This is a genomic window from Tessaracoccus massiliensis, from assembly GCF_000826065.2.
GTDB lineage: Bacteria > Actinomycetota > Actinomycetes > Propionibacteriales > Propionibacteriaceae > Arachnia > Arachnia massiliensis_A.
The window spans coordinates 149216-164216 of sequence record NZ_LN623539.1 but is presented as its reverse complement, the minus strand read 5'-3'; the positions used below and the strand labels follow the sequence as shown (position 1 = coordinate 164216).

Genomic DNA, 15001 nt, shown 5'->3' with positions numbered 1-15001 from the left:
GGCGCCAAATCTGGCTAGACGCTGTGGGCGAAAAGGCTGCCTGATTGGCGGGTTGTTCGCCCGCAGTTCATCTGGAAGTGGTTTGATCCTCGACATGGGCCAATCCAGTCTGCGTGAGTACATCGACCAGCTCGTCGAGGAGGGCTACGCCGTCACCGACGTGCACGGCGAAGATCCCTACCTGATCGACCCGCTCGGCAACGCCGTCGAGACGTGGCGCGACAAGTACCCCTACGACGAGCTCATCAGCCGCAGCGAGTACGAGATCGAGAAGCGTCAGTTGCAGATCGAACTGCTGAAGTTCCAGTACTCGGCGCAGGACCGCGGCTCCAAGCACGTGATCATCTTCGAGGGCCGTGACGCGGCGGGCAAGGGCGGCGCCATCAAGCGCTTCACCGAACACCTCAACCCGCGCTACGCCCGCACCGTGGCGCTGGGCGTGCCCACGGAGCGGGAGAAGGGGCAGTGGTACTTCCAGCGCTACATCCAGCACCTGCCCACCTCCGGCGAGATCGTGCTGTTCGACCGGTCCTGGTACAACCGTGCCGGCGTGGAGCGGGTGATGGGGTTCTGCTCGGACGAGGAGTACGACATCTTCGTGCGTGAAGCGCCGCTGTTCGAGGAGATGCTCATCGAATCCGGTATCACGGTGACCAAGCTGTGGTTCTCCGTGACTCAGCGCGAGCAGCGCACCCGCTTCGCGATCCGCCAGATCGACCCTGTCCGGCAGTGGAAGCTGTCTCCGATGGACCTGGAGTCGCTGGGCCGCTGGGAGGATTACACCGCGGCCAAGAATGCGATGCTCAAGCACACCGACACCGAGATCGCGCCCTGGTACCGCATCAAGTCCAACGACAAGAAGCGCGCCCGGCTCAACGCCATGCGGCTGTTCCTCGACCTCCACGACTACGACGGCAAGGACGCCTCGGTGATCAAGCCGACGGATCCGCTGATCGTGACTCGGGGCCGCAAGAACCGCATGGCTGACGACTCCGAGGAGCAGGAGGACTAGCCCCCGCTGACCGCGCGGATGGCGTCGGCGAGGGGGCGCAGGTCGTTGTTGATCACCCGCTGCGAGTTGGCTGATTCGCTGATGGATTCGCGCTGCGCGATCTCGCTGTTGCTGAGGCCCTCGAGCAGCCCGCGCAGCGTGCCGACCGTGGTGCCGCGCAGCCTGGCCAGGTGGGCGTCGATGAGCCCCAGGGTGGCGTCCAGGAAAGGGTCCTCCACGCCCACGATCGCCGTGCGCAGTCCGCGGTAGCCAGGGTCGGCGGCGCGCTCGCGGACGGCGTCGATCGCCTCCCGCGCGTGCCACCACGCCGAGCCGTCCTGGATGCCACGCTCCTCGTCGATGACGGTGACCTCGCCCACGCCGATGCCTGCGCGCAACTCTGCCTCCGGGGACGCGGCGAGCCGGAGGGTGTAGGCCGCGCGCAGCGCGTCGGGTACGGAGGGGTAGATGCCTTGAAGTTCATCGCCGACGGTGAACCGCAGCGGGTCTGTCGCAGTGACGAGCGTGTTGGCCACCTCCACCGCGGCCAGCAGCGCCCGGTGGCGGGCGTCCCGGGCCCGGCCGCGGGAGCCGACGACGTCGAACAGCAGCGCCGCGACATTAGACATATCTTTCATTCTGGCCATATGAAGATAATAGCTTCATGTTGTCTTGGTGAAGGGAAGTGCTTACGTCCTGTGCTTGTCGGTGCTGCCGTGTAGCGTTCGACCCGTGCTGGATCTCGTCTTGAAGGGTGCCGTCCTGGTGGCAGGGGGCGCCCTCGCGCTGCTTGGCAACCGGGTGATCCGCTGGCTGTTGCGCCACATCGACCAGGCGGCCCGGGTGCCTGCGGATGACGAGGTGCGCCAGACCAGGGAGAGCCTCGGTCTGGTGGCCGCGCAGCGCGAGTTGCCCGGCGGCCGGTGGGTGGGCATGCTGGAGCGTCTCGCCGTTTACGCCTGCATCGTCACGGGCTTCCCGGCCGGCATCGCCATGGTGCTGGCGGTCAAGGGCCTCGGCCGCTATGCGGATCTGAAGACCACGTCGGAATCTGGCACGTCGCGCAAGGGGGAGCTGTTCATCATCGGCACCTTTGCCAGCATGCTATGGGCGGGCCTGTGGGCGGGGGTCGCCTACGGGGTGGTGCGGCTGTGGTGACAGGCGAGCTCCTGCCGCCGGATGTTGCCGCTGATCTCCTGAGCCGCTGGCGCGAGGCCCACCGCCGCTACCATGGGATCTCGCACCTGGAGGACGGCCTGGCTGTCCTCCGTGAGCTGGGTGCGGGTGATCTCGAGATGATGGCCTACTGGTGCCACGACGCGGTGCACACCAACAACTCGCCGGCGGACGAACTGGCCTCCGCGGAGGTCGCCCGCCGTCTGCTCGCCCCACATCTGACGCCTGCCGAGGTCGACGAGGTGTGCCGGCTCGTGCTGGTCACCGTCTCGCACCTGCCGGCCGTCGGTGACGAGCGGGGCGCTCGGGTCGCGGACGCTGACCTGCATGGGCTCGGGCTGCCGTGGAAGCAGTACCTGGCCAATGTCGACGCGATCCGCGCCGAGTTGCCGCGCCTCGGCGAGGCGGGCTGGAGAGCCCGCCGCAGAGCCTTCGTGGAACGCTTCCTGGCTAGGGAGTTCATCTTCGCCACCGCGATCGGTCGTGAGCGATGGGAAGCGGAGGCGAGAGCCAATCTCGCCCGGGAACTGGGCTGATTCCGGCCCCTGTTTCGGTTAAAGACCTTGTCAACATTGGTTGAGATCCGTAGTGTGTAGATCATGAGTGAGAACCGGATCAGTGCCACCCGCACCATCAACGCCCCCGCGGACAAGATCTTCGATTACCTGTCCCTGCCGGCCAACCATGTCGATCTCGACGGCTCGGGCTTCGTTCGTTCTGTGGGCCACGGCGACCGCATCCAGCAGGTCGGCGACAAGTTCACGATGAACATGGAGGGTGACCACATGGGCGGCGAGTACCAGACCGACAATCACGTCATCGCCTGCGCGCCCAACACCGCCATCGGCTGGAAGACCGCCCCTGCGGGCGAGGAGCCGCCCGGTTGGTCCTGGGTCTGGACCCTGGAAGGGGACGGCGACCAGACCGACGTGACCGTCACCTACGACTGGTCCGAGGTCACGGACAAGGCGCTCCTCAACAAGATCTCGTTCCCGCTGGTCGAGCAGTCCGCGCTGGAGGACTCGCTGGCCAAGCTCGCGGAGGCTGTGGGCTGACCTGAACCTGCGGCAGCGTCGCCGCTGAAAAGGACGCCGGGCGTGCTGATCCACCAAGTGTGCACGCCCGGCGTTCTGTCAGTTCTTCTTGGCGCGGTTGCGTTCCCGCATCCGCTCGTTGGCGTTGAGGTTCACCTTGCGGATGCGCACGACAGCCGGGGTGACCTCCAGGCACTCGTCGCCGGCGCAGAACTCCAACGCCTGCTCCATCGACATCTGCTTGGCCGGGATGAGCCTTTCCAGCTCATCGCCGGTGGCGGAGCGCACGTTGGTGAGCTTCTTCTCCTTGGCGGGGTTGACGTCCATGTCGTCTGCGCGGGAGTTCTCGCCGACGATCATGCCCTCGTACACCTCGGCGCCGGGGGAGACGAACATCGTGCCGCGCTCCTGCAGGTTGAACAGGGCATACGCCGTGACCACGCCCTTGCGGTCAGCAACCAGGGAGCCGGTGGGGCGGGTGCGGAAGTCGCCGGCCCACGGCTCGTAGCCCTCGGCCACGTGGTTCATGATGCCGGTGCCGCGGGTCTCGGTGAGGAACTCCGTGCGGAAACCGATCAGGCCGCGCGCCGGCACGATGAACTCGAGCCGCACCCAGCCGGTGCCGTGGTTGACGAGTTGCTCCATGCGGCCGCGACGAAGCCCCATGAGCTGCGAGACGGTGCCCACGAACTCCTCGGGGATGTCGATGGTGAGCCGCTCGATGGGCTCATGCACCTTCCCGTCGACAACCTTGGTGACCACCTGCGGCTTGCCGACGGTCAACTCGAAGCTCTCGCGGCGCATCATCTCGACGAGGATAGCCAGCTGGAGCTCGCCTCGGCCCTGCACCTCCCAGGTGTCGGGGCGCTCGGTGGGGCGCACCCGGATGGACACGTTGCCGATGAGTTCCTGATCGAGACGCGCCTTCAGGAGGCGGGCGGTGAGGTTCTTGCCGGACTTGCCCGCCAGTGGCGAGGTGTTGATGCCGATCGTCATGGAGATCGACGGCTCATCGACGTGGATGAGCGGCAGCGGCTTCGGGTTCTCGGGGTCCGACAGCGTCTCGCCGATCATGATCTCGGGGATGCCGGCAATCGCGACGATGTCGCCCGGGCCCGCGGTGTCCGCAGGGACGCGGTCCAGGGCTTCGGTCTTCAGGAGTTCGGTGAGCTTGACCGTCTGGATGGTGCCGTCGGTCCTGCACCAGGCCACCTGCTGGCCGCGCTTGAGTTCGCCGGCGACGACGCGCAGCAGCGCGAGACGGCCGAGGTACGGCGAGGCGTCGAGGTTGGTGACATGCGCCTGCAGGGTGGTGCCCTCTTCGTACTCGGGTGCCGGGATGGTGTCGAACAGGGTGTCGAACAGCGGCTCCAGGTTGGGGCTGTCGGGCATGGTGCCGTCGGCCGGCTGCGTCAGCGACGCGCGCCCGGCCTTCGCGGAGGCGTAGACGATGGGGAAGTCGAGAAGGTCAGCGGCATCGTCTTCCAGAAGGTCCATGAACAGGCCGTAGGTGTCGTCGATGACGGCGGAGATGCGGGCGTCGGAGCGGTCCACCTTGTTGACCACCACGATGATCGGCAGTTGCTTGGCCAGCGCCTTGCGCAGCACGAAGCGGGTCTGGGGGAGCGGGCCCTCAGACGCGTCGACCAGCAGGATCACGCCGTCGACCATCTCGAGGCCGCGCTCCACCTCGCCGCCGAAATCGGCGTGGCCGGGGGTGTCGATGATGTTGATGGTCACCTCGGAACCGTCCGGGCGGACGTGGCGCACGCCGGTGTTCTTGGCGAGGATGGTGATGCCCTTCTCGCGCTCGAGGTCCATCGAGTCCATGACCCGGTTGTTGACGTCGGAGCCTTCGCGGAAGGCTCCTGACTGCCACAGCATGGCGTCGACGAGCGTCGTCTTACCGTGATCGACGTGGGCGATGATGGCGACGTTTCGCAGGTCTTCGCGTTTTGGCATGGGCAAGTGCTCCCGGAGATAGATGGCGGAGGGCCGTCGAGAAGTGTACGGCCGCATGGCACCTCAGAAAAAGCTGACGCAGTCGTCGCTCGCCTGGGCATGCGCGTCCGGCCTGCGGGCTTGAGGCTGTGTAGGCTGTCGATATGAGCGAGACGCATCCCAATCTCATGGCCTCCGACGTCGTGGTGCACCTTCCCGAGGATCCCGCGCTCGAAGCGATCATCGAGCGGGGCAATGGCGGGTTCCTCGACGTGGTGGCCGCGCACCCCGAAAGCTCCCTGTGTTGGGCGCTGCTCGCCGAGACCTGCCTGGCCGAAGGTGACCGCGGCAACGACATCGCGGCCTACGCCTACGCCCGCACCGGCTACCACCGGGGCCTTGACCTGCTGCGTCGCAACGGCTGGAAGGGCAGCGGACATGTGCCGTGGGAGCACGAACCCAACCGCGGGTTCCTGCGGGCGCTGTGGGCGCTGAGCGTCGCCGCGGGGCGGATCGGCGAGGATGCCGAACGCGACCGGTGTGCGCAGTTCCTCCGCGACTCGTCAGAAGAGGCGTACCAGGCGTTGGCGGTCGGGGACATTTAGGGGTTTCGACACGGCTGCGTTCCTCGTTCCTCGGAGGCAGCCTGCTCAACCAACGTCTGTGAAGCCGGCCTCCACGAAGGCGACCAGAGCGTCGACGGCCTCCTGGGCCTGCGGGCCGATGGCCTCGATGAACAGCGTGTCGCCCTTGCGCGCGTCCAGCGTCGCCAGGCCGATGGAGCTGGTGGCCTGGACCGGCCCGATGACCCCCTTGCTGACCAGCACCTGGGCGTCGAACTCGCGCGCCTTCGCCACGAACATCGCTGCCGGGCGGGCGTGGAGGCCCGCATCGTTGGAGAGGACCGCCTCCCCGCGGGACTGCGCGGTGCGGTTCGATTCGGGGGCTGAGCTGACCTGTTCAGGGGTGCCGAGGTGGGCGAGCTTCGGGCGCAGCGCGGCGACCGCCTCCGCCTCCACCTCGTCGATCGGGGCGCTGCCGGCGACCTTGATCACGCCGGCCATGATGCCCTCGACGAAGGGGGCGGCCAGCACGCGGATGTCTGCGGACTCGCCGTAAAGTTCGGCGCCGAGCTCAGCGCTCATCATGGCCGAGCCCACGTCCACGAAGATCACCACGCCCTCGCCCTGGTCCACCTCGCCGATGGCAGAGACGACCGCCGTCGCATCCGTGCCCAGCCCGCCATCGGGAGTGCCCGCAGCCAGGGCGATGGGTGGGGGATCGTCGTGCACCATCTGCAGCGCCAGATCGACGGCGGCCTGCGCGAGCCCGACCGAGTGCGACACCACCACTATGCCGACGGACATCAGGCGCCCATCACATCTGCTAGGGCGTCCCACAGGTACGTGGCGGACGTGGCCCCTGGATCGACGTGGCCGGCGGAGCGCTCGCCCAGGTAGCTGGCCCGGCCCTTACGTGCCACCAGCGGCGTGGTCGCGTCGCGACCGGCGGCGGCGGCGGCCTGAGCGGAGTCGATCGCGTCCCAGATGTCCGCACCGTCGGCGACGGCGGCGTCGTAGGCGTCGATCGACGGCAGGAGCGCGTCAACCATCGTCTTGTCCTCGAGTTCCGTCTTGCCGCGGGCGATGAGGCCCTCGACACCCGCGCGGAACGCCTTGCCGAACGCTGCGGGATCGAGCGCGACCACCTGGCCGGTGGCCATGCCCATCTTCATCAGCAGCGTGCCGTAGAGCGGGCCGGAGGTGCCGCCCACCGTGCTCACCAGCGTCATGCCCGCCTTCTTCAGGAGGGCGTCGATGGTCTGTGCCTGATCCAGCGTGGTCATGACGGCGGCCGTACCGCGCGCCATGTTGGCGCCATGATCGGCATCGCCGATCGCGGCGTCGAGATCCGTCAGGTACGTCTTCTTCTCATCGATGATCTGCGCGTAACGGCGCAGCCACTCCGCCAGATCATCCAGGGTCAGTTCGTTCGCGCTCACATGTCCCACCGTAGCCCCGAGGTGCGCACCGGTGCGTCCCAAAGGCGCAGGATGTCCTCATCTGCGCGAAGCAGAGTGAGCGAACAGCCCGCCATGTCGAGGCTGGTGATGTAGTTGCCCACCAGATTGCGCTCGACGGTGACGCCGGCATCCTTCAGAAGTGCAGCCACCTCGCCGTACATCACATACAGCTCGATGAGTGGGGTGGCGCCCATGCCGTTGAGCATCGCGATCACCGGTGCGCCGGTGAAGTCGTGGTCCTCCAGGATGGGCTGCACCAGTTGCTGGGCCACCGAGCGTGCGTCGGCGATGGGCTCACGGTGCCGGCCGGGCTCACCGTGGATGCCGATGCCGATCTCCATCTCGTCTTCCGGCAGGTCGAACGTGGGGTGGCCCGCGGACGGGACGGTGCACGAGGTCAGGGCCATGCCCATAGACCGGCCGTTGTCCGCCACCCGCTGCGCGATCTCCTTGACCGCAGCCAGATCCTGCCCCTCTTCGGCGGCGGCGCCGGCGATCTTCTCGAGCAGCACCGTGGTGCCCACGCCGCGGCGGCCCGCGGTGTACAGCGAATCCTGCACCGCCACGTCGTCTGCCACGATCACCGTTTCGACGGTGACCCCAGCGTCCGTGGCGAGTTCGGCCGCCATCTCGAAGTTCATGATGTCGCCGGTGTAGTTCTTCACGATGTGCAGCACGCCGCCGCCCGCATCCGCGGCGGTGGTGGCCGCGAGGATCTGATCCGGGGTGGGGGAGGTGAACATCTCGCCGGCGCAGGCCGCGTCGAGCATGCCGGTGCCGACGAACCCGCCGTGCAGCGGCTCGTGGCCGGACCCGCCGCCGGAGACCAGGGCGACCTTGCCCTTCTCCTTCGGCTCGGCGCGCAGGATCACCTTGGATTCATGGTCGATCCGGAGGGTGGGATCTGAGGCCTCGATGCCCTTGAGTGCATCGGTGATCACGTCGTCCGGGGAGTTGATGAGTTTCTTCATGCTTGCGCCTCCTGCGTCATCGCATCGCGCGCGTGCGCGTTGGCCTCCATTGTCTCACCACAAGTCAATGCCCGGGGAGAAGTCAGTCGCGACGCAGGGCCACGATGAGCAAGGCGGGTGGCTGCACGGGCCGCAGGGTGCGTGCTGGGGATGGTGGTCCAGCTAGACTGTGCACGTCATGCCCTGCGGCGATGCGGGGCTTCTTTACGCCGAGGAAGTGGACCAACGTGCCAAGTGTGGTTGTGGTGGGCGCCCAGTGGGGCGACGAAGGCAAGGGTAAAGCGACAGACCAGTTGGGGGACCGCGTCGACCTGTGCGTGCGCTACTCCGGCGGCAACAACGCGGGCCACACGCTCGTCGTGGGCGGTGAGAAGTTCGTCCTGCACCTGTTGCCTTCGGGCATCCTCAACCCCAACACCACCACGGTGATCGGCAACGGCGTGGTCGTCGACCTCGATGTGCTGGCCGGCGAACTGCAGGTGCTGAAGGACCGCGGCGTCGACGTGCCGCACCCGTATCTCTCCGCCAACGCCCACATCATCACGGAGTACCACAAGGTGATCGACAAGGTCACCGAGCGTTTCCTGGGCAAGCGCAAGATCGGCACCACCGGCCGCGGCGTAGGGCCCTGCTACTCCGACAAGGTCAACCGCCTCGGTATCCGCATCCAGGACATCCTCGACGAGTCCATCCTGCGGCAGAAGGTGGAGGCTGCGCTGGATCAGAAGAACCAGCTGCTCGTGAAGGTCTACAACCGCCGCGAGATCGATGCCGAAGAGGTGGTGCAATCGCTGCTCAAGCACGCCGAGACCATCCGCCCCTACATCATCGACTCCGGCCGCTTCATCAACGACGCACTCGACGAGGGCAAGGTGGTGCTGTTCGAGGGTGCGCAGGCACACCACCTCGACGTCGACCAGGGCACCTACCCGTACGTGACCTCGTCGAACCCCACCGCCTCCGGCGCGACGACGGGCGGCGGCGTGGGCCCCACCCGCATCGACCGCTCGATCGGCATCGCGAAGGCCTACACCACCCGCGTGGGGGAGGGCCCGTTCCCCACGGAACTGTTCGACGAGGACGGCGACAAGCTGCGTGAGATCGGCGGCGAGTTCGGCGCCACCACCGGCCGCCCCCGCCGCTGCGGCTGGTTCGATGCGCTGCTGGTGGAGCAGGCGTGCAAGATCAACGGCTTCACCGACGTGTTCCTCACCAAGCTCGACATCCTGAGCGGCTGGGACAAGATCCCGGTGTGTGTGGCCTACGAGGTCGACGGCGTGCGCCACGACGTGATGCCCATGACGCAGTCGGACTTCCACCACGCCAAGCCCATCTACGAACTGCTCGACGGCTGGCACGAGGACATCTCCGGTGCCCGCACGTTCGACGACCTGCCGCCCAACTGCCAGGCCTACGTGCACCGGCTGGAGGAACTCATCGGCTGCCGCATCAGCGGCATCGGTGTGGGGCCGGGCCGCGAGCAGTCGGTGGCCATCAACGACCTGATCTGACGTGCGGCAGCGCCCCCTCGTCGTCGCCCTGGTCGCGTTGATCGCGGTGTTCATGATCGGCACGGTCGTCATCGCCCTGACCCAGGAGGACATCGGCTGGGGCTGGTGGTGGGCCGTCCCTCTGGGCGGCGCGTTCATCGCCGCGATCGTCGGCTTCCGCATCCTGGTGCAGCGCTCCCAGGAGGTGGCGGACCGCGCAGATCGCGAGTTCGACCAGCCGAGCCGGTCTTAGCTGAAGGGTCTGCCGCCCGCGCCCGGCTCAGCCTGGATCCACCGTTGGTGGTCTTGGAGGCTGGTTGTGGCCAGGGGTGGGTGGTGGTGGGTGTTCGTGTGGGGTCAGGGCGTGGGGTATCTGCCGGTCTGCCCGGCTTTTCTACTGGGGTTCCTTTGGTTGGGCCCTGCGGGGGCTGGGTGGTCAGAGAGTGCCGCGTAGTGGTGGGCTGGTGGCTGTCCAGAGTTGGTCGAGGGCGGTTTTCCAGGCCCATCGGGTCGGTAAATGGAGCCGCAGGCGTCTGGCGGATCGGGTGACCCGGGCGGGGATGGTGATCAGGTGTCGGGTCAGGCTGGGCCATCGGGTGGTGGGACGCTGGGCTGCGTGGGCTGCGGCGCGGGAGATGTTGAACGCGATGACTGCGTAGCCGACCCATGCGGTGTTAGCGAAGTACTTCCCGGAGGGAAGATGCTTCAGTGCCATGGTTTTCACCTCGGCGATGACTTGCTCCACGATCGCGTGGTCACGGTGACGTTGGTCGGCCTCGATCATGGGTAGGTCACTGTTGGTGATGAACCCGTGGTAGCGCCAGTCCTCGCAGAGGGCTGGTTGGTGTTTCGGGTTGAGTCGTTTGACTCGTCGCACGATCAACCGGCAGGCGATCGTGGTGGCTTTCGAGCGGGTGAAGGCCATAAACACCGGCACTTCAGCGACTTCAGCCTCACTGAATCGCCCCGGGTCTGGTGGAGGCTCTCAAATCAGTGAAGGATGAGAGTTATGGCACCACCGAGGAAGTACAGCGTTGAGCTGCAGCAGCGGGCGACGCGGATGGCGTTGGATGCGAGGAAGGACCCCGAGACGAGCCGTGGCGCGATCAAGCGCGTCGCTGACCAGCTGGGGATCCACCCCGAAGCACTACGCAACTGGGTCCGTCACGCCGAGGTCGACGGCGGCCTTCGTCCGGGGATCACCACCGACGACCAGACCCGGATCAACGAGTTGGAACGCGAGGTCCGGGAGCTGCGCCGAGCCAACGAGATACTCAAGACCAGCGCAGCTTTTTTCGCAGCAGCGGAGCTCGACCGCAAGATCAGGTAGCCACTGGGGAGGTGCCGGTCGCGGTGGTCGTCGACTACATCGACGCTCACCGCGGCCGCATCGTGGAGGGCCGTGAACTCGGAGTCGAGCCGATCTGCCGGGTCCTGCGGGAAGCAGGCGTGCAGATCGCTCCGAGCACCTACTACGCCAACAAGCACTACACCCCCTCGGCGCGCGCGGTCCGCGATGCCGAACTGACCGAGGAGATCCGAACCGTGCACAGCAAGAACCTGGGCGTCTACGGTGCCAGGAAGGTCCATGCCGAACTCCGGCGGCAGGGCCAACAGGTGGCACGCTGCACCGTGGAACGGTTGATGCGGGCTGAAGGGTTGCGTGGCATCACCCGCGCCAAGACCCTCCACACCACCCGCTCCGACGGCGCCGAGACACCCCGCCCCGAGGACCTGGTCGAGCGGCAGTTCGTCGCCGAGGCCCCGAACCAGTTGTGGGTGGCCGACCTGACCTACGTCCGCACCCACGCCGGCTGGGTCTACGTCGCGTTCATCCTGGACGTGTTCTCCCGGATCGTGCTGGGCTGGCAGGTCTCCACCTCCCTGCGCACCGATCTGGCCCTGGACGCTCTCGACATGGCGCTGTGGGCCCGCCGCCGCACTGGGGCCGACCTGACCGGTTTGGTCCATCACAGCGACCGCGGAGTCCAGTATCGAGCCATCCGCTACACCCAGCGTCTCGCCGAAGCCGAGGCTGTCGCCTCCGTAGGCAGCAAGGGCGACTCCTACGACAACGCGATGGCCGAGGCGCTGAACTCGCTTTTCAAGGCCGAGTGCATCCGCAACCCAGCCATGCGCCCCGCAGGCGGCTGGAAGAACGTCACCGATGTCGAGATCGCCGTGGCCGAGTACATCGACTGGTACAACCACCGACGACTCCACGGAGAACTCGGCCACGTCCCACCCAACGAGTTCGAGACCAACCACTGGTCCCAACACCACACCAACCACTACCGTGAGGACAAGGTCCTCACCAAGACCGGAACCAGCTAACCGAGTCTCCACCGAACCCGGGGCGATTCAGTCCACGCTTCTTCCGGGATAGTGGCGATAGCCCGTTTGACGGCCGTGTCCTGTTTAGCTGTCATGGAGAACCATGCCCCGGCCTTGAGGGCTGCGGAGGCGACTTTGTGGGCGTAGTAGCCGGCATCGACCCGGACCATGACCTGGCCGGTGACCCCGGCCCGGCCGGCGCAGCCGATAGCGTCGGTGACCATCTGTTCAGCCCCGTTCATCGAGGTGGTGTTACCACGGCGTAGCCTCGCCCCCGCGATCACCGGGCCAGTGGTATCACTACTGATCGTGGCCAACTGGATGTTGAGCCCCAACTGGCGGGTATGGCCGTAGCGGGCGGCTTGTTTCTGGTAACCGTGGACCTCACGGATCGTGTCATCGATATCGATCATCGTGAGCCCTTCGACCGCGACCATCCCCGTGGCCTGACCCAGCCGGCCCAGCAGACGGCTGTTGACTGCCTGGAGTTGGGCCGCGGTCCCGGCCGTGGCTGAGCGTAGGAACGTGCCATACGTCGATGGTGCCCGCACCCCGTCAAACAGTTGTGTCATGGCCCCATGCCGCAGCATGTTGAGGTCATCGATACTGTCCGCGCCTGCCAGCATCCCGGCGATCACCCCGGCAGCCTTCAACGCATCGGTCGACGTCCTCGCCGTGAGATGCTCGACCAACAGGTCATGGAGCCCGGCCTGCTGCGCCAACCTCATCACCGGAACCAGCCCCGCTACCCCGACCAGCGACGCGTCATCGTGGCCCCGGCGAAGAATGTGAGATGCTTTCATCTAAGAAATGCCTTTTGTTCTTGGTAGATGTGCGTTGTGGAAAACCCCATTTTCCCAAGTCAAAAGGCATTTCGCCTGCAACGCCGCACCACAGAACCCCACCACCACCGGTGGATCAAGGCTCAGGGACCGCAATAACAGCGGGGCGCGACGTTCAGGGGTGGCTCGGTCGGCGAGGGTCACCCGTCTGGGTGGTGAGTCTGGGCGACGTGTTCCGTAAGCTCGACAGCCATACCATCACTAGGAGGACACCGTGCAGCCGAGAATGAAGTGGCTCGTGATCGCGCTGGCCGTCGGGGCCATCCTGTTCGGCATCGGGTTTGCCATCGCCACGATGACCGAAGGTGGCATTCCCTGGAGTTGGTGGTGGGTCATCCCCGTCGGAGCCATGGTGCTGATCGCCTTCTTCGGCATGCGGGTGGGCACGCAGCAGCACATCGAAGAGGACGTCGAGCAGCAGCCCATCGCCGACGACGAGCACCCGCCCGCCCTCTGAACGGGCACCGCCCCGCAGTGCTGGGCAGCCCACTAGGCTGGCGGGCGTGAAGATCCTCCTGCTGGGTTCCGGCGGCCGCGAACACGCGCTCGGCCGCGCCCTCGTCGCCGATCCGTCCGTCACCGAACTGCACGCCGCGCCCGGCAACCCGGGCCTGGCGGCCATCGCCACGCTCCACTCCACGGATCCGGCGTCGCCGGTGGCGGTGGTCGACCTCGCCCAGCTACTCCACGTCGACCTCGTGGTGATCGGCCCCGAGGCCCCGCTCGTGGCGGGGGTTGCCGATGCGCTGCGCGACGTCGGCATCGACACCTTCGGCCCAGGCAAAGAAGCAGCCGTCCTTGAAGGATCCAAGGCCTTCGCCAAGGAGGTCATGCAGGCGGCCGGCGTACCGACGGCGGATGCCCGCGTGTGCATGACCCGAGGCGAGATCGAGGCCGCGCTCGACGAGTTCGGCGCCCCCTACGTGGTCAAGAACGACGGGCTCGCCGCGGGCAAGGGCGTCGTCGTCACCGACGACCGCGTCGAGGCCATCGCGCACGCGGAGAGCTGCGGCCGCGTCGTGATCGAGGATTTCCTGGACGGCCCGGAGGCCTCCCTGTTCGCGATCTGCGACGGCGAACGCGCCCTACCGCTGCTGCCTGCGCAGGACTACAAGCGGGTGGGCGACAACGACGAGGGCCCCAACACCGGCGGCATGGGCGCCTACTGCCCGCTGCCCTGGGCCGACGAGGGCCTCGCGCAGCAGGTGATGGACGAGGTGATCAACCCCACCCTCGCCGAGATGTGCCGCCGGGGCACCCCGTTCGTCGGGCTGCTCTACGCAGGGCTGGCCCTCACGTCGAAGGGGCTGCGGATCGTCGAGTTCAACGTGCGCTTCGGCGACCCCGAGACCCAGGCCGTGCTGGCCCTCCTCAAGACCCCCCTCGCAGGGGTGCTGCACGCCGCCGCACGCGGAGAGCTCGACACCGTCGGTGAGCTCGAGTGGCGCGACGGCGCCGCACTGGTCGTGGTCGAGGCCGCGGAGGGCTACCCGGGCCTGCCTCAACCCGGAGGCGCGATCAACCTCCCCGAGGACGAGCCGGACGCCTACGTGCTGCACGCCGGCACGCGCGTCGACGACGGGCAGTTGGTCGCCGCGGGCGGACGGGTGCTGGGCATCGTGGGCCGCGGCGCGGACGTGGATGCGGCACGGGCGAACGCCTATGGGCTGCTCGATCGTGTCGACTACGCCGACGGCTTCCACCGCACCGACATCGGCATCCCGCACTGATCGCTAAGCGGCAGGAGCCCGGCGTCAACCTCGCTATGGCTCGCTGACCGTCGGCTCAAGGACAGGGCCGGGATCTGGTGCTGGCTCCGTGTCGGCGGGTCAGGCTCGTTGGTTGGGCCCGGATCGTTCGAAGGAGGCTGAGCCGTGGTGGGTCTTGTGGTGGGCGCTGAGCTGGACGGTGCTGTGGTCGTCCGGACAGGCATTTCGGGTTCTGAGGTTGGGGCAGGCCACGGCGTGGTCGGCGAGTACTGACTCGGGGTTGGCGTACCATGAACTGGCCGTGTCTGGGTGACCGGGCGCGGGCGCGTGCTGCGAATTGGGCGGTTGCTCGGCTCGACGGGGGCTCTGTCCACTGGAGGGGTGCTGGAGACCTGCGTCCATGACGGTGGTGCCGATTCGGCGCTCGGGCTGTGGGAGAGGCTCAACTCTGGTGATTCGCTTGCGATCGGCGTTGGGCTGGCGGTCGACG

The 15001-nt window shown here is 67.1% G+C and carries 17 protein-coding genes; 10 read left to right on the top strand and 7 right to left on the bottom strand.

Annotated features, from left to right (window positions below; genetic code table 11):
• Positions 1 to 94: 94 nt before the first annotated feature.
• On the top strand, positions 95 to 1012 hold the full coding sequence (gene ppk2 / locus BN1186_RS02635) for a polyphosphate kinase 2 (protein ID WP_052459700.1): 918 nt from the start codon (positions 95 to 97) through the stop codon (positions 1010 to 1012).
• Here ppk2 and BN1186_RS02630 read toward each other — a convergent pair.
• Positions 1009 to 1620, bottom strand: coding sequence for a SatD family protein (locus tag BN1186_RS02630; RefSeq protein WP_052459688.1), 612 nt, complete (start codon positions 1618 to 1620; stop codon positions 1009 to 1011). The genes ppk2 and BN1186_RS02630 overlap by 4 nt on opposite strands.
• A gap of 103 nt (positions 1621 to 1723) precedes the next feature.
• On the opposite strand from BN1186_RS02630, the gene BN1186_RS02625 reads away from it, so the two are divergent.
• From BN1186_RS02625 to BN1186_RS02615, 3 genes are all read left to right on the top strand, one after another.
• Positions 1724 to 2149 carry a hypothetical protein gene (locus BN1186_RS02625; protein WP_040282257.1) on the top strand — a complete coding sequence of 142 codons (426 nt, stop codon included), beginning with the start codon at positions 1724 to 1726 and terminating at the stop codon, positions 2147 to 2149.
• Positions 2146 to 2703: an HD domain-containing protein gene (locus BN1186_RS02620; RefSeq protein WP_139650768.1), complete on the top strand. Its 558-nt coding sequence runs from the start codon at positions 2146 to 2148 to the stop codon at positions 2701 to 2703. The genes BN1186_RS02625 and BN1186_RS02620 overlap by 4 nt, the downstream gene beginning before the upstream one ends.
• A gap of 63 nt (positions 2704 to 2766) precedes the next feature.
• A complete protein-coding gene (locus BN1186_RS02615) occupies positions 2767 to 3222 on the top strand; it encodes an SRPBCC domain-containing protein (RefSeq protein ID WP_040282256.1) in 456 nt (151 codons plus the stop codon).
• Positions 3223 to 3300: 78 nt separating this feature from the next.
• Here the strand turns inward: BN1186_RS02615 and typA are convergent, their stop codons facing one another.
• On the bottom strand, positions 3301 to 5163 hold the full coding sequence (gene typA, locus BN1186_RS02610) for a translational GTPase TypA (protein ID WP_040282255.1): 1863 nt from the start codon (positions 5161 to 5163) through the stop codon (positions 3301 to 3303).
• Between the two features lie 143 nt (positions 5164 to 5306).
• On the opposite strand from typA, the gene BN1186_RS02605 reads away from it, so the two are divergent.
• The gene (locus BN1186_RS02605) at positions 5307 to 5747 is read left to right on the top strand and encodes a DUF3151 domain-containing protein (protein WP_082031073.1); all 441 of its coding nucleotides are present in this window, start codon (positions 5307 to 5309) and stop codon (positions 5745 to 5747) included.
• Between the two features lie 45 nt (positions 5748 to 5792).
• Here BN1186_RS02605 and dhaM read toward each other — a convergent pair whose 3' ends face one another.
• From dhaM to dhaK, 3 genes are read right to left on the bottom strand one after another with little or no spacing between them, the layout of a single operon-like run.
• The gene (gene dhaM / locus BN1186_RS02600; RefSeq protein ID WP_040282254.1) at positions 5793 to 6509 is read right to left on the bottom strand and encodes a dihydroxyacetone kinase phosphoryl donor subunit DhaM; all 717 of its coding nucleotides are present in this window, start codon (positions 6507 to 6509) and stop codon (positions 5793 to 5795) included.
• Positions 6509 to 7144, bottom strand: a complete 636-nt coding sequence (gene dhaL, locus BN1186_RS02595) for a dihydroxyacetone kinase subunit DhaL (protein WP_052459686.1) — start codon at positions 7142 to 7144, stop codon at positions 6509 to 6511. The genes dhaM and dhaL overlap by 1 nt, the downstream gene beginning before the upstream one ends.
• A complete protein-coding gene (dhaK, locus tag BN1186_RS02590; protein ID WP_040282253.1) occupies positions 7141 to 8136 on the bottom strand; it encodes a dihydroxyacetone kinase subunit DhaK in 996 nt (331 codons plus the stop codon). Before dhaK ends, dhaL begins: the two co-directional genes overlap by 4 nt.
• A gap of 191 nt (positions 8137 to 8327) precedes the next feature.
• Here dhaK and BN1186_RS02585 point away from each other — a divergent pair, with 191 nt between their 5' ends.
• On the top strand, positions 8328 to 9647 hold the full coding sequence (locus BN1186_RS02585) for an adenylosuccinate synthase (RefSeq protein ID WP_082031072.1): 1320 nt from the start codon (positions 8328 to 8330) through the stop codon (positions 9645 to 9647).
• 1 nt (position 9648) lies between these two features.
• The gene (locus BN1186_RS02580; RefSeq protein WP_040282251.1) at positions 9649 to 9879 is read left to right on the top strand and encodes a hypothetical protein; all 231 of its coding nucleotides are present in this window, start codon (positions 9649 to 9651) and stop codon (positions 9877 to 9879) included.
• A 183-nt stretch (positions 9880 to 10062) separates the two neighbouring features.
• On the opposite strand, the gene BN1186_RS15900 is transcribed toward BN1186_RS02580, so the two are convergent.
• Positions 10063 to 10341 (bottom strand): hypothetical protein, encoded by a 279-nt coding sequence (locus BN1186_RS15900; RefSeq protein WP_246043219.1) that lies wholly within the window; start codon positions 10339 to 10341, stop codon positions 10063 to 10065.
• 294 nt (positions 10342 to 10635) lie between these two features.
• On the opposite strand from BN1186_RS15900, the gene BN1186_RS02570 reads away from it, so the two are divergent.
• Positions 10636 to 11960 (top strand): IS3 family transposase gene (locus BN1186_RS02570; RefSeq protein WP_139650766.1). Its coding sequence is split into 2 segments (ribosomal slippage): positions 10636 to 10927 and positions 10927 to 11960, totalling 1326 coding nucleotides; the frame shifts between segments, so codons are not numbered across the junction.
• Here BN1186_RS02570 and BN1186_RS02565 read toward each other — a convergent pair.
• The gene (locus tag BN1186_RS02565) at positions 11957 to 12763 is read right to left on the bottom strand and encodes a transposase (RefSeq protein ID WP_052459684.1); all 807 of its coding nucleotides are present in this window, start codon (positions 12761 to 12763) and stop codon (positions 11957 to 11959) included. The two genes, BN1186_RS02570 and BN1186_RS02565, sit on opposite strands and share 4 nt — an antisense overlap.
• A 265-nt stretch (positions 12764 to 13028) precedes the next feature.
• On the opposite strand from BN1186_RS02565, the gene BN1186_RS02560 reads away from it, so the two are divergent.
• Together BN1186_RS02560 and purD are read left to right on the top strand one after the other, a co-directional pair.
• Positions 13029 to 13259, top strand: a complete 231-nt coding sequence (locus tag BN1186_RS02560) for a hypothetical protein (RefSeq protein ID WP_040282246.1) — start codon at positions 13029 to 13031, stop codon at positions 13257 to 13259.
• A 46-nt stretch (positions 13260 to 13305) separates the two neighbouring features.
• Positions 13306 to 14532, top strand: a complete 1227-nt coding sequence (purD, locus tag BN1186_RS02555; RefSeq protein WP_040282244.1) for a phosphoribosylamine--glycine ligase — start codon at positions 13306 to 13308, stop codon at positions 14530 to 14532.
• Positions 14533 to 15001 lie beyond the last annotated feature (469 nt).